The organism is Donghicola eburneus (assembly GCF_900115865.1).
Lineage (GTDB): Bacteria > Pseudomonadota > Alphaproteobacteria > Rhodobacterales > Rhodobacteraceae > Donghicola > Donghicola eburneus.
Window position 1 is genome coordinate 211,380 of the sequence record NZ_FOXY01000007.1, and the last position, 12,758, is coordinate 224,137.

The 12,758-nt window shown below is 60.1% G+C and carries 11 protein-coding genes; 2 read left to right on the forward strand and 9 right to left on the reverse strand.

The window, feature by feature from the left end:
* Positions 1-134: 134 nt before the first annotated feature.
* Entirely contained in the window at positions 135-1,274 is a 1,140-nt protein-coding gene (locus BM225_RS14015) for an HWE histidine kinase domain-containing protein (RefSeq protein ID WP_072705297.1), read from the forward strand.
* 239 nt (positions 1,275-1,513) lie between these two features.
* Here the strand turns inward: BM225_RS14015 and BM225_RS14020 are convergent, their stop codons facing one another.
* From BM225_RS14020 to BM225_RS14050, 7 genes are all read right to left on the reverse strand, one after another.
* Positions 1,514-2,467, reverse strand: a complete 954-nt coding sequence (locus BM225_RS14020; RefSeq protein WP_072705301.1) for an ABC transporter ATP-binding protein — start codon at positions 2,465-2,467, stop codon at positions 1,514-1,516.
* Entirely contained in the window at positions 2,464-3,441 is a 978-nt protein-coding gene (locus BM225_RS14025) for an ABC transporter ATP-binding protein (RefSeq protein ID WP_072705304.1), read from the reverse strand. The genes BM225_RS14020 and BM225_RS14025 overlap by 4 nt, the downstream gene beginning before the upstream one ends.
* Before the next feature lie 3 nt (positions 3,442-3,444).
* Positions 3,445-4,335, reverse strand: coding sequence for an ABC transporter permease subunit (locus BM225_RS14030; protein ID WP_092464812.1), 891 nt, complete (start codon positions 4,333-4,335; stop codon positions 3,445-3,447).
* Positions 4,335-5,342: an ABC transporter permease subunit gene (locus BM225_RS14035; RefSeq protein ID WP_072705310.1), complete on the reverse strand. Its 1,008-nt coding sequence runs from the start codon at positions 5,340-5,342 to the stop codon at positions 4,335-4,337. Before BM225_RS14035 ends, BM225_RS14030 begins: the two co-directional genes overlap by 1 nt.
* Positions 5,336-6,442, reverse strand: coding sequence for a M24 family metallopeptidase (locus BM225_RS14040; RefSeq protein WP_072705313.1), 1,107 nt, complete (start codon positions 6,440-6,442; stop codon positions 5,336-5,338). Before BM225_RS14040 ends, BM225_RS14035 begins: the two co-directional genes overlap by 7 nt.
* A gap of 73 nt (positions 6,443-6,515) precedes the next feature.
* Positions 6,516-8,105 carry an ABC transporter substrate-binding protein gene (locus BM225_RS14045; protein ID WP_072705316.1) on the reverse strand — a complete coding sequence of 530 codons (1,590 nt, stop codon included), beginning with the start codon at positions 8,103-8,105 and terminating at the stop codon, positions 6,516-6,518.
* A gap of 104 nt (positions 8,106-8,209) precedes the next feature.
* Positions 8,210-8,839, reverse strand: a complete 630-nt coding sequence (locus tag BM225_RS14050) for a helix-turn-helix domain-containing protein (protein ID WP_072705319.1) — start codon at positions 8,837-8,839, stop codon at positions 8,210-8,212.
* A 180-nt stretch (positions 8,840-9,019) separates the two neighbouring features.
* On the opposite strand from BM225_RS14050, the gene BM225_RS14055 reads away from it, so the two are divergent.
* A complete protein-coding gene (locus tag BM225_RS14055) occupies positions 9,020-9,853 on the forward strand; it encodes a Rossmann-like and DUF2520 domain-containing protein (RefSeq protein ID WP_072705322.1) in 834 nt (277 codons plus the stop codon).
* 4 nt (positions 9,854-9,857) lie between these two features.
* Here the strand turns inward: BM225_RS14055 and BM225_RS14060 are convergent, their stop codons facing one another.
* Together BM225_RS14060 and BM225_RS14065 are read right to left on the reverse strand one after the other, a co-directional pair.
* Entirely contained in the window at positions 9,858-11,501 is a 1,644-nt protein-coding gene (locus tag BM225_RS14060; protein WP_072705325.1) for a methyl-accepting chemotaxis protein, read from the reverse strand.
* A 243-nt stretch (positions 11,502-11,744) separates the two neighbouring features.
* Positions 11,745-12,692, reverse strand: a complete 948-nt coding sequence (locus tag BM225_RS14065) for a D-ribose ABC transporter substrate-binding protein (protein WP_072705328.1) — start codon at positions 12,690-12,692, stop codon at positions 11,745-11,747.
* Positions 12,693-12,758 lie beyond the last annotated feature (66 nt).

Below are 12,758 nucleotides of genomic sequence, written 5' to 3' on the forward strand. Positions count from 1 at the left end.
AATCGCCGATAATCACCCAAACTACTGGTTTGTCCGACCTTCTTTACCCCAGGTCGTTCTCGCCGAGCTTGTCGACATGTCCGTGCAATGTGCTTAACTAGGCGTTGAATTGTTCGCGGTTAGAAAGCAGTGATGTGACGTCCCCCCGAAACTCCACCGAGCCATCCGAAGAGCGCGACATCGTGGCTGATCTGAGGGCCGAAAACTTGGCTCTTCGGTCAGAGCTGGCGGAGCTTCGCGAGGCGCTTGACGCGAGCGCTGCCCATGCCGAATGCACCAAGGCGATGCAGATTGCGGTGGAACGCGAAGCAGCCGACAGGCGCAAAGAGCGCGCCGAGCACACTGCGCGCCTCGACGCGTTGATCCGCTCTTCGTCCGAGGTGCGCTACGAGATCAATGCAGACTGGAGTGCGCTCGGCACACTTTCGGGCGGCGGTTTCATACCGGACACAGAAGCAGTGAACGCGAATTGGCTCGAGGAATATATCCCCAAAGAGCACCAAGAGCGCGTCCGCGAGGAAATCCGCCGCGCGATTGCTGGCAAAGACACGTATAACATCGAGCACAAGGTAAACCGCGTCGATGGTTCGGTCGGCTGGGCCCTGTCTCGGGCGGTGCCGCTCTTTGACGAAGATGGTGAGATCAAGAGTTGGATGGGCGCGGCCTCTGACATCAGTGACCGTAAGAACGCGGAGCAGTTGCAGCAGGTCTTGAATGACGAGCTAACCCACCGGATGAAGAACATCTTCTCTATGGTGCAGGCGATTGCCAGTCAGACTTTGCGGGGGGCAAGCAGTCTAGAAGAGGGGCGTGCAGCAATTAGCGCACGGCTTGCCGCGCTGGCGAGAGCTCAGGATGTCCTGACCGGTGAAACACTGGCCAAAGCCGATATTCGGCATGTGATCACCGCAGCGATGGTGCCGCATGAGGAAAAGGCAGAGCAACTGCATCTGAATGGGCCGCGAATGATCCTGAACTCTCAGCAGGCGCTGGGAATGACGCTCGCCATCCACGAGCTTTCGACGAATGCGATTAAATATGGCGCTTTGTCGAATGAGCAGGGGAGCGTAGCGGTGACATGGCGGTATGACGGCGGCAGCTTTACGTTCGACTGGGTTGAGGCTGGTGGCCCACCGGTCGACAAGCCATCACGGCGGGGCTTCGGGTCAAGATTGATCGAGCAGATCGTGCCCTCTTACTTCGATGGTGAGGCCCATCTGGGATATGACCCAGAGGGCCTGAGGTTCCGCTTGACCGGCAAAACACTGGCGTGACCTCCGACACTATTCCAAGCCGTCGACGAGCACAGCGTTTAACGTAGACCCAGTGCGCCCGAGCGTCGCGAGGGCCTGAAACGCGTCAGATTGCCAAAAGGCGTCTGCGTGTAATTTGGGCAACAGCCCCAACACCCGCCAGCCTGTCGCGCGATCTGGCGGGCGAGACTGGCACCGCTCTGTCGGGTGCCCCATGCGATATGGGGCACCAAAACAGAGCAGCGCTTATGACCTACGCTCTAGGCGTAGAAGCATGCCGCTTGATGGGCTTCGCCCATCAACTCGGGCCGTTCCGCGCGGCATTTGTCGGTGGCTTTCCAGCAGCGCGGGGCAAAGGCGCAACCCGCGGGCACGTTGAGCGGCGAGGGCAATTCGCCCGTCAGCTTGATCCGTTCCTTGTGGTGCTCTGGGTCGGCGACCGGAGTCGCGGACAGCAGCGCCTGAGTGTAGGGGTGCGATGGGTTCTGGAACACGTCCTCTTTGCTGCCCTTTTCCACGGCGCGCCCCAGATACATCACGATGACATCATCGGCCACGTGACGCACGACGCTCAGATCGTGTGAGATGAATAGATAGGCCAGTCCTAGTCGTTCCTGCAGATCGGTCAGAAGGTTTAGCACAGACGATTGGATCGACAGGTCCAGCGCAGACACAGGTTCGTCCAGCACCAGCACTTTGGGGTCCAGCATAAGGGCGCGGGCGATGGCGATCCGCTGGCGCTGACCACCCGAGAACATATGCGGGTAGCGGTCGAAATGTTCAGGGCGCAGGCCGACCATGTTCAGCATTTGGCGGGCGCGATCTTCCTTCTCGGACTTGGACAGGTCAGGGCGGTTGATGACCAAGGGCTCCATCAGGATTTGCCCGATCCGCTGCCGCGGATTCAGCGATCCGTAGGGGTCTTGGAACACAATCTGCACCGACTGCCGCAGGGACGCCCACTGGTCAGGTGTCACCGCGTTCCCGTCCAAGGTCAGAGTGCCGCTGGTGGGTTCCTCGATCATGGTAACCATTCGGGCCAGCGTGGACTTGCCGCAGCCCGACTCGCCGACCACGGCCAGCGTCTTGCCTGCATAGAGTTCAAAGTCCACGTCCTGCACGGCACGTAGTGTTTGCGGTTTGCTGAAGAGGCCTCCGCCGACGGCATAGTGGCGCGCCAAATGGGTGGCGGTCATTACAGGCGCATCGGTCATGACGCGATCCTCCGGTCAGTGTTCAGCGGGTAGTGACAGCGGGCATAGCCCAGATCAGCGCCAAAAGGCGCGGGCGAGACCGTGCGGCAGTGATCGTTCGCGAACTGGCAGCGCGGGCTAAAAAGGCAGCCTGCGGGCCGGTCGAACTGGCCGGGCACCACGCCGGGGATGGTCGGCAGACGCTTTTCGGTGGCGCGCTCGGGCAGGGCGCGCAGCAGGGCGTCCGAATAGGGGTGGTGCGGGGCGCGGAACAGGTCACGGACGGGACGCTCTTCGATCTTTTGACCGGCATACTGAACGCTGACGCGATGCGCGGTTTCAGCGACCACACCCATGTCGTGGGTGATCAGAACCAGCCCCATCCCGCTGTCTTCGCGCAGGGATGTCAGCAGGTCGAGGATCTGCGCCTGAATGGTCACGTCCAGCGCCGTGGTGGGTTCGTCCGCGATCAGCAGCTTGGGTTTGCAGGCAATCGCCATCGCAATCATCACGCGCTGGTTCATGCCCCCAGACAGCTGGTGGGGAAAGGACGACAGTCGCTTTTCCGGCGCGGGAATGCCGACCTGTTCAAACAGTTCGATCGCCCGCTTATGGCGCGCGGCACGGTCCATGCCCAGATGCTTGCGCAGGGCTTCCTTGATCTGCCAGCCCACGGTGAAGCAGGGGTTGAGCGACGACATCGGCTCTTGAAAGATCATGGCAAGGTCTTTGCCGATAATCCGGCGGCGTTCCCTGCCGCTCATGTTCAAGAGGTCATGCCCGTCAAAGGACAGCTCGTCGGCGGTCACTTTGGCGGTCCACGGCAACAGGCCCATCAGCGCCAACATGGACACGGATTTGCCCGATCCACTCTCGCCAACGATGGCCAGAATTTCGCCGTTTGCGACGTCCTGATCCACACTGTCCACAGCGCGGAACATGCCAGTCGAGGTCGAGAACTCGACGCTCAGGTTTCGAATACGGAGGAGGCTCATGTCTCAGCTCCTTTTCAGCTTGGGATCAAGGGCGTCGCGCAGGCCATCGCCCATCAGGTTGATCGCCAGAACGGTGATCAGGATGGCCACACCGGGGAAGGTGACGACCCACCACGCGCGCAAAATGAACTCGCGCGCTTCGGCCAGCATGGTGCCCCATTCGGGGGTCGGGGGCTGTGCGCCCATCCCCAGAAAGCCCAAGGCCGCTGCGTCCAGAATGGCGGTCGAGAACGACAGTGCCGCTTGCACGATGATCGGGGCCAGACAGTTGGGCAGGACCGTGATGAACATCAGCCGCATTAGGCCAGCACCGGCGACGCGGGCCGAGGTCACGTAGTCCTTTTGCCGCTCGGACATGACCGAAGCGCGGGTCAAGCGGACATAGTGGGGCTGCAAGACGATGGCGATCGCGATCATCGCGTTGGTCAAAGATGGCCCCAAAACGGCCACCAGCACCAAGGCCAGCAGCAGCGAGGGGAACGCCAGAATGATGTCCATCAGGCGCATGATGATGGTGTCGAGCCATTGAGGTGCAAAGCCCGCCAAAAGCCCGATGATGATCCCCCCAGCGGAGGCGATCGAGACCACAACAATGCCGACAAAGAACGAGAACCTCGCCCCGACGATCAGGCGGGACAGCATATCGCGGCCCAAAGGATCGGTGCCCAGTGGGAACTGCCAGCTGCCGCCCTCTTGCCAAACAGGGGGCTGCAGGATGTTACCACGGTACTGCATGGTCGGGTCATGAGGCGCAATATACGGGGCCAGTGCGGCGACGATCAAAAAGGCGCCAAAGACCCAAAGGCCGATCACGGCCCCACGGTTTTCGCGGAAGTAGTACCAGAATTCACGCAGGGCGCTGGGACGGGACGGAGTGTTGGACATCTCGGTCATCAGCGTTTCCTAATCTTGGGGTTGATGATGCCATAGAGGACATCGACAGTCAGGTTCACGATCATCACCATCACGGCGATCAGCAGCAGGCCGCCTTGGACCACGGGGTAGTCGCGGCGGAAGATGCTATCGACCATCCACTTGCCGATGCCGGGCCAGCTAAAGATCGTTTCGGTCAGGATCGCGCCAGCCAGCAAGGTGCCCACGGACAGGCCAATCACGGTGATCACGGGGATCAGCGCGTTGCGCAGGGCGTGGACAGCATTGATGCGCGACGGCGACATGCCCTTGGCACGGGCGGTGCGAATGTAGTCCTCGCCCAAGACCTCGAGCATCGCGGAGCGGGTCTGGCGGGCAATGACTGCCAGAGGGATGGTGCCCAGAACGATGGTCGGCAGGATCAGGTGGCGGATGGCGGACCACAGTGCGCCCGACTGGCCGGACATAATCGCGTCATAGATCATGAAGCCGCTCGCATTCGGGAAGTAGTAGACCAGATCAATACGCCCCGACACGGGCGTCCATTGCAAGATGCCAGAGAACACGATGATCAACAGCAGCGCCCACCAGAAGATCGGCATCGAATACCCGATCAGCGCGGTGGACATCAACGCGCGGTCAAAGAACTTGCCGCGGTTCACGGCGGCGATCACGCCAGCGGGCAGGCCCAGAGCCACTGCGAAAATCATTGCGCAAAGCGACAGCTCTAGCGTCGCGGGGAAGAGGGCAAAGAACTCGTCCCACACCGGACGCTTGGTCACAAACGAATTGCCCAAGTCGCCCTGGACAACGCCGGTCAGGTAGTTCCAGAACTGCACGTACATCGGCTGGTCGAACCCGTATTGGGCGGTCAGCTCTGCGTGGCGTTCGGGGGACATACCGCGTTCGCCTGCCATCACGATGATCGGATCACCGGGCAGCAGGCGGATAAAGGCAAACGAAATCAGCGTGACGCCGATAAAGGTCGGGATAAACGTCAGAAGACGCGAGGCGAAATATTTCAGCATTCCAGCACCCGTAGTTCGGTCGGGAAGGTTGTGAGGGATGTGCTCCCTGCGTCGGTGATCAGCACGTCATCTTCGATCCGCACCCCGAGACGTCCAGGAACGTAGAGGCCGGGCTCGTTCGTAAAGACGGTGCCAGCAGGCAGTGTCATGCGGTTGCCGCGCATGATGTAGGGGGCTTCGTGGACCTCGCGGCCTAGACCGTGGCCCGTCTTGGTCCGGATGTATTCGGCAAAGGGCGAAGCTTCGAGCACGCTGGTGACGGCATCGTCGATCTCGTGCGCGGTGATGCCGCCACGAGCAATCTCGTGGCCAAGGTTGTTGGCGCGGCGGACGGTATCGTACAATTCCGCGTCTTCGTCTGCGACATGGCCAACGAAAAAGGTGCGCGTGATGTCCGCACAGAACCCACCCCAGCGGGCGCCGAAGTCAAATAGCAGCGCGTCGCCGGATTTGATCGGGACATCGCGGGCCTCAGCATGGGGGCGGGCAGAGTTCTCGGCAGCGGCGACGATCGGGCGGAAGGCGTGGTCAGACGCGCCCTCGGCGAACAGGTTCAGGACCAGCGCCTGCTCGATCTGCTTTTCAGTGTGGCCCATCTGGATCGTTTCGAGGGTGCGTTCCAAAGCGCGTTCCGAAATCTGGATCGCGATGCGCATGGCCTCGATGTCTTCGGGCGTTTTGATCATCCGCAGGGCCGAGATTTCGCGCTCGGCGTCCACGATCTGCACGTCAGCGCGGGCGGCAGTCATCGCGTGGTGGATAAAAACCCGCATGACTTGACCTTCGACTGCGATGCTGTCGGCGTTCAGGTAGTCCATGAAGCCCGCAAATGCCTCGGCGTAGCCGGTCTGATCGCGCCAATCAAACACGGGTCCGTCAAAGCCGACGAGCTCCCAGCTTTGCAGCTCCAGATTAGGGACGATCGCAGCAGCGCGTCCATCCGCGCAAGCCGCCAGCAGAAAAGGACGCTCATTGCTCATGAACGGGTGGTGGACCACGCGGGTGAAATTCGGGCCGGGGACCAGCGCGACTGCGTCGACGCCAAGGCTACGCGCCACGGCGGAGTAATCGGCCAGCCTGTCAGAGAGTGTGCCAGTCATGTGTCCCTCGGGAATAATGCAAAAAAGGGACCGGCGCAGGAGTGCGCGCCGATCCCGATTGTCAAACGATCGCTTACTTCAGGCCAACCTGGTTGAAGATGTGACCCCCCAGCGGGTGCACAACATAGCCGTCAACCTCGGGGCGGGTGACCATGTACACAACAGAGTGCGCGATGGTGGCCCAAGGTGCCTGATCCTTGAAGATCGCCTGAGCTTCTTCGTAGAGCTTGGTGCGCTCGGCTTGGTCGCTGGTGACCTTGGCGGCCTTTACGACTTCGTCGAACTCTTCGTTGCACCACTGTGCGCGGTTCGAGCCGCCCACAGCGTCACAGCCCAAGAGAACAGCAAGGAAGTTGTCCGGATCACCGTTGTCACCGGTCCAACCCAGCAGGACTGCGCCGTCACGGTCGGTGGCTTTCGAACGCTCCAGATACTCGCCCCATTCATAGGACACGATCTCAACGTCAACGCCGATTTCGGCAAAGTCGGACTGCATCAGTTCAGCCATGCGGCGGGCATTGGGGTTGTAGGGACGCTGAACGGGCATAGCCCAGATTTTCATCGACAGATCGCTGACGCCGGCTTCTTCGAGCATCGCCTTGGCGGCTTCGGGATCATAGGCGTCGTCCACGGTCGCATCGCTGTAGGACCACATGGTCGGCGGGATCGGGTTCTTGGCGATTTGGCCAGAGCCTTGGAAGACCACATCGATGATCGCCTGCTTGTCGATCGCCATGTTCAGCGCTTTGCGGACGGTTGGGTTGTCGTAGGGGGCAACCTGAGTGTTGTAGGCCAGATAGCCGACGTTCAGGCCCTCTTGCTCCAGCACTTCGACGCCGTCGTCAGCCTTCATCGCTTCGATGTCAGCGGGGTTCGGGTAGGCCATGACGTGGCACTCGCCAGCCTGAACCTTCTGGTAACGGACCGACGCGTCGGGCGTGATCGCAAAGATCAGCGCTTCGACTTTGGCCGGATCACCCCAGTAGTCGTCGTTGCGCACGTAGCGGACAACTGCGTCTTTCTGGTAGGCTTGGAACGTGAACGGACCGGTGCCGATGGGCGCCTGGTTCAGCATCTCAGGGGTGCCTGCTTCGAGCATGGCATCCGCGTATTCCTTGGACACGATCGAGGCAAAGTCCATCGCCATGTTCGCGATAAACGGCGCTTCGGGGCGGTTCAGGTGGAAGGCAACGGTGTAGTCGTCAACCTTTTCGATCTCTTTGATCAGGTCGGGCATCGACATGCCGTTGAAGTATTCCCAAGTACCGCCGGACACTTCGTTGTAGGGGTTCTCGGGGTTGCCTTGGCGATCAAAGGTAAAGATTACGTCGTCCGCGTTGAAGTCGCGGGTCGGGGTGAAAATGTCGTTCGAGTGGAATTTCACACCCTGACGCAGGTTGAAGGTGATGGTCATGCCATCCTCTGAAACCTCATAGCTTTCGGCCAGACCGGGCTGGGTCTCGGTGGTGCCGACCTTGAATTCGACCAGCTGATTGTAAATCGGGTGGCTGGACGCATCAAAGGTGGTGCCAGCTGTATAGAGCGCGGGGTCAAAACCTTCGGGCGACCCTTCGGAGCAGTAGACCAGAGCTTGCGCGTGAGCGCCGCCAGCGGTCAGAGCCATAGCCGCAGCCATGCCTAGCATTTTTGCCTTAAGTAACATTCGATCAACCTCCATGTTGAATCTAATGGTGTGGATTTCCGGTGTCTGATGCACCGTGTGCCCGCTTGTGCGGATCTGCTCTCCGGCCGCGATGGGCCGGAAACTTAACCCTCGCCCTCGGTCGAGGCGGGGGGGAGCCGACGCTGATCATTGACCGTCAAAACGCTGAGCGTTCCGGTCCAGAGTATGCGCGCCGGATGGTCGGTCAGGTTGGCCCATGCGTGAGGAACAGTGCCGCTATAGTGCAGGCTGTCCCCGGGACGCATGGTAAAGGTCTGACCGTCGAGGGACTGTTCGATCTGTCCCTCGAGAATATAAATGATCTCCTCGCCTTCATGGGACACGGTCTCGGACTGGTAGCCCGCCGGAACGTGCATGATGTAGGACGACATTTCCGACCCCGGGTAATCGTTGCTCAGGGCCTCATAGGTGATCGAGGACCCGGCCAGCGAAAACTGCTCGCGCTGTGCGGCGCGGCTGATCGCATCGGTCGGTTTGTGGGTTTTGATAAAATACTCCAGCCGCACGTCCAACCCTTCGGCCAGTTGCGCCAGAGTGCCAAGTGTCGGCACTGCCAGATCCCGTTCGATCTGGCTGACATAGCCGACCGAAACGCCCGCGGCCTCGCTGAGGCCCTGCAGGGTCATCCCCAGCCCTTTGCGCCGCTTTCGGATCAGCGCGCCAAGCTTTGGCCCTGTGGGTTTGTCCAGAATTGTGGGTGCGTCACTCTGCATGGTCGCGAGTATTTGACCACATGATCAATAAAGACAACAAAAATTTTTCCAGTGGTAAAAAATTTTTACTAAGTCCCTAGAGACGCGTGGAAATTGAGCGAAGTACCCTTTAATGCAAGGCTAGCGCGCCCTTGGGTCAAGCGCGAAGCATTCCCTTGCGTCAACCGGATTGGAGTCGAAATGTTGCGAGTCAACGTCGTCGGAGCAGGCAAAGTGGCGCAGACTTTGATGCTCTTGTTTCAAAAGTCCGATCGCATTCGGGTTCAGTCGGTTTACAGCCGGTCGCCCGAGTCCGCCGATGGCGCGGTAGGGCTTGCGGGGGTAGGGCAGGCTGTTACGCGGCTGTCGGACATGGAGCCTGCGGACCTATGGTTGCTGACTGTGCCGGATGATCAGATCACCGCTGCGGCAGAAGCGCTGGTGGACTCGGGCGCGGAGCCGTCTGTTGTGATCCACTGCAGCGGCTTCTTTTCATCTCAGGCTCTGGCCCCACTCGCACAGGCTGGTTGGCAGGTGGCAAGCTGTCATCCCGTCCTGAGTTTTGCGGATCCCCAAACGGCACGCGATCAGTTCACAGGAACCTATTGCGCCGTCGAAGGAGATGCCGCAGCGGTGGCGCTCATCTCGGACCTGATCGTGCAAGTCGGGGGGCAACCGTTCCCCGTAAGTGCAGACAAAAAGGCGCTCTACCACGCGGCGGCGGTATTCTCGAACAACTTTGCGGTGGTGCTGCAGGCCATCGCGGCAGAGGCGTGGTCAGAGGCGGGGGTGCCGGATGTGGTGGCAGCGGCGCTCGGGGACAAACTCCTCACTGGGGCGGCTGCAAATGTGGCACGGCTTGGGCCCGTTGCGGCGCTGACAGGACCGGCGGCGCGAGGGGATCAGGATGTCTTGACCCGCCAAGGCGCAGAGGTGTCAGCGTGGCATCCCGAAGCCGGAGAGGTGTATCGCGCCATGAGCCACCTGGCTGGCCGGCTCAAGGCCTCGGGTAAAACTCTGCCCGACGACGACTAAAGGATCACGCGTTCGCCGCCAGATAGGCTTGGATCTGCGCCGCCATCTCTGGCGACAGGTTATTCAGATCCAATTCGCCGGAACTCTCACGCAAAGTGAACTGATTCAGCACAGCCTGCACTTGCCGCATCGCGTCTTGCATGGTCTGCGCGGATTGCGCCATGGTTTCCGCCTGCTGTGTGTTTTGGAGTGTCGTGCTCGTCAGTTCGCCCAAAGCCGTGCTGATCTGCGACGTGCCGCGTGATTGCTCTTGGCTGGACTGTTCGATGCGCTGGGTTTCTGCCTCAATCTTCGCGATCGTCTCGGCGATGGTCACGAAAGAGGTCTCGGTGTCTGCGGCCAGCTCCGCGCCGTGAGAGACACGCTTGGTTGAGTCAGCGATCAGGTCCGAGGTTTCCTGTGCCGCTTTGGCCGACCGTCCGGCCAGATTGCGGACTTCCTGAGCCACAACAGCAAAGCCGCGACCGTGTTGCCCGGCGCGTGCGGCCTCAACCGCTGCGTTCAGGGCCAAGAGGTTTGTCTGGAAGGCAATGTCGTCAATTGCCTTGATGATGCGGCTGATATCGCCCGAGGACTTCTGGATATCCTCCATCGCGGTTACCATTTGGGTGACTTTGTCTTTGCCGCCTGTGACGATAGACATGGCGTCGCGCACCAGCCCGCTGGACCCACGGGTCGCTTCGGCGTTGGCTTGGACCATGGCGTCGGTCTCTTCGACACTGGCTGCAATCCGTTCGACGTTTTCGGACTGCTGGGATGAGATGCGGTTCAAATCTTGGGCTGTTTCTGTCACATCCGTGATCCCGCCTGTCATCTGTTCGACCTGCGTGTTCAGGTTGCTCACCTTCGCATTCAGCCCGTCAAACGCCTTGGCGAATTCGGAGATAATCGACTGATAGACGCCTTGATGCGTCGCTGCATTCACGTCAATCGCGAGGTTGCCGTTGGTCATGGCTTCGGTCAGGCGCGAGATTTCTTGGGAGACGTCGACAAGGCTCTGCCGTGCTTGGGCGATCGCCTCTGCGATCTGGGCCCCATCGCCTTGCAGGTCCGGGATCGCCACATTGGTGTCCCCTGCGGCCAATGCCTTCATTGTGCTGATGATGGTGTCCTTGATCGCGATGTGATGGCCGATCATGTGGTTCACGCTGTCCGCGACCTTGGCGTAGGTTTGATCCAGCGAGGCGCTGTCGACGCGTGCACCAAAGTTGCCGTCCGCCTGGGCCTTGGCCATCCCAGCGACTCCGCTGATCAAGGTCTCGACTTGCTTTTGCGCGTGGAGAGTCGCGGTCATGTCGACCCATTCGACGAACACACATTGCAGGTTGCCCTCGGCATCGTGCCTGGGCGTTGCGGTGAAGTGCAGGGTCTGACCTCCTAGGACAAAGCCGGCTTTGTGGGGCTCGGTCATGCCGTCGATCAAGGCACGCTGCTTGGACGGGGTCTTGTGAAACTGATCAATGGACTGACCGATCACATTGTCTACGCGAAAATGTGGCAGGTCCTGCTGGATTGCGCTTTCAAGATCGCTGAAAAGCGCGAGCGCCGCCTTGTTCACGAATTTCACCGTCATGTCAGAGTGCGCAATCATGATCGGGTTCGACAGAATGTCCAGCGCCATGCAGGTTTCAGGATGCAAGTCAGCCATGGGTCGCCTCTCGGGGTTTCAATGCGGTCCCTAAGAAAAACGGCGTGATTTCAATGTGATTAGGGTATCTTTGGGTGGACGGTGGCAGCAATTGTCATGCGGAACCGGCGCAGGAGATAAAACCCATATCTCAGAATAAGTTATTCTGCCGCGCATGTTTCCCCGCGCTGTGGCGCACCATGTTTTGCCAACGAAAAAAGGGGCGCACGAGGCGCCCCTTCGATCAGAACCTGTTCGAAAGACTTATTCGGACAGAACGAACGGTGCGGAGTATTTGTCCGCGTTGTCCGCGTTGATGATCATGCAGTCGAACAGCTGCTTCTCTTCTGCAACCTTCAGCTCGCCGGTTTTGATGAAGTGGTCTGCCTGGCGCACTGCTTCTTCCGAGAAGACAGCAACGGGCTGCAGAACGGTGTAGGCCATTTCGCCTGCTTTCACTGCTTCGACTGCGTCGGGCGAGCCATCAAAGCCGCCGATGGTCATGCCTTCCAGCTTGCCCGCTTCTTTCAGTGCGGCGATTGCACCCAGCGCCATCTCGTCGTTACCCGAGATTACAGCGTTGATGTCCGAATTTGCCTGCAGCATCGACTGCATCTTGTTGTAGCCTTTGGTGCGGTCCCAGTCGGCCACTTCCATCGCCACTTTTTCCAGATCGGGGTACTGGGTCAAAACGGTTTCGTAGCCGTTCGAACGGGTCTGTGCGTTGTTGTCCGAAGGGGCGCCAAACAGTTCCACGTACTTGCCTTCGTCGCCAACGACTTCAACCCACTGCAGAGCACCAAGAGCCGCGCCCTGTGCGTTGTTCGACACCAGCTGCGCTTTGGCCAGACCCGACTGGTTGATCTCTGCGTTCACGAGGAACACGGGGATGCCTGCATCCACAGCCTTCTTCACCGCACCGATCGAGCCGTCCGCGTTCGCGGGGTCAAGGATGATCGCTTTGGCTTGGTTGGTGATCGCAGTGTCGATCAGGGTGCTTTCGGTGTTGGTGTCGCCCTTGTGTGCGCCAACGGTGGTTTCGTAGCCAAGCTCTTCGGCGGTTGCCTTGGCGACGGCACCTTCGGTGAACCAGTAGGGGTTCGAGGGGTCGTTTACGATGATGGTCATCAGGCCGTCTGCCCAGGCGCCCGACGCCATCAGGGGTGCGGCTGCAACTGCTGCGAGCAGGATCTGCTTACCTTTGGTGAACATGGTGGTCTCTCCCTTTGGATTTGGTTGTTTGAAACTGTGCCGGGTGGGCCGGCGGGTATCTCGCAG

Bases quoted from the DNA above. Each gene is read 5' to 3' on its own strand.
- BM225_RS14025 (WP_072705304.1), bottom strand. From the start codon at position 3,441: ATGAGCCTCCTCCGTATTCGAAACCTGAGCGTCGAGTTCTCGACCTCG.
- BM225_RS14055 (WP_072705322.1), top strand. From the start codon at position 9,020: ATGTTGCGAGTCAACGTCGTCGGAGCAGGCAAAGTGGCGCAGACTTTG.
- BM225_RS14030 (WP_092464812.1), bottom strand. From the start codon at position 4,335: ATGACCGAGATGTCCAACACTCCGTCCCGTCCCAGCGCCCTGCGTGAA.
- BM225_RS14065 (WP_072705328.1), bottom strand. From the start codon at position 12,692: ATGTTCACCAAAGGTAAGCAGATCCTGCTCGCAGCAGTTGCAGCCGCA.
- BM225_RS14045 (WP_072705316.1), bottom strand. From the start codon at position 8,105: ATGTTACTTAAGGCAAAAATGCTAGGCATGGCTGCGGCTATGGCTCTG.
- BM225_RS14060 (WP_072705325.1), bottom strand. From the start codon at position 11,501: ATGGCTGACTTGCATCCTGAAACCTGCATGGCGCTGGACATTCTGTCG.
- BM225_RS14040 (WP_072705313.1), bottom strand. From the start codon at position 6,442: ATGACTGGCACACTCTCTGACAGGCTGGCCGATTACTCCGCCGTGGCG.
- BM225_RS14020 (WP_072705301.1), bottom strand. From the start codon at position 2,467: ATGACCGATGCGCCTGTAATGACCGCCACCCATTTGGCGCGCCACTAT.
- BM225_RS14035 (WP_072705310.1), bottom strand. From the start codon at position 5,342: ATGCTGAAATATTTCGCCTCGCGTCTTCTGACGTTTATCCCGACCTTT.
- BM225_RS14050 (WP_072705319.1), bottom strand. From the start codon at position 8,839: ATGCAGAGTGACGCACCCACAATTCTGGACAAACCCACAGGGCCAAAG.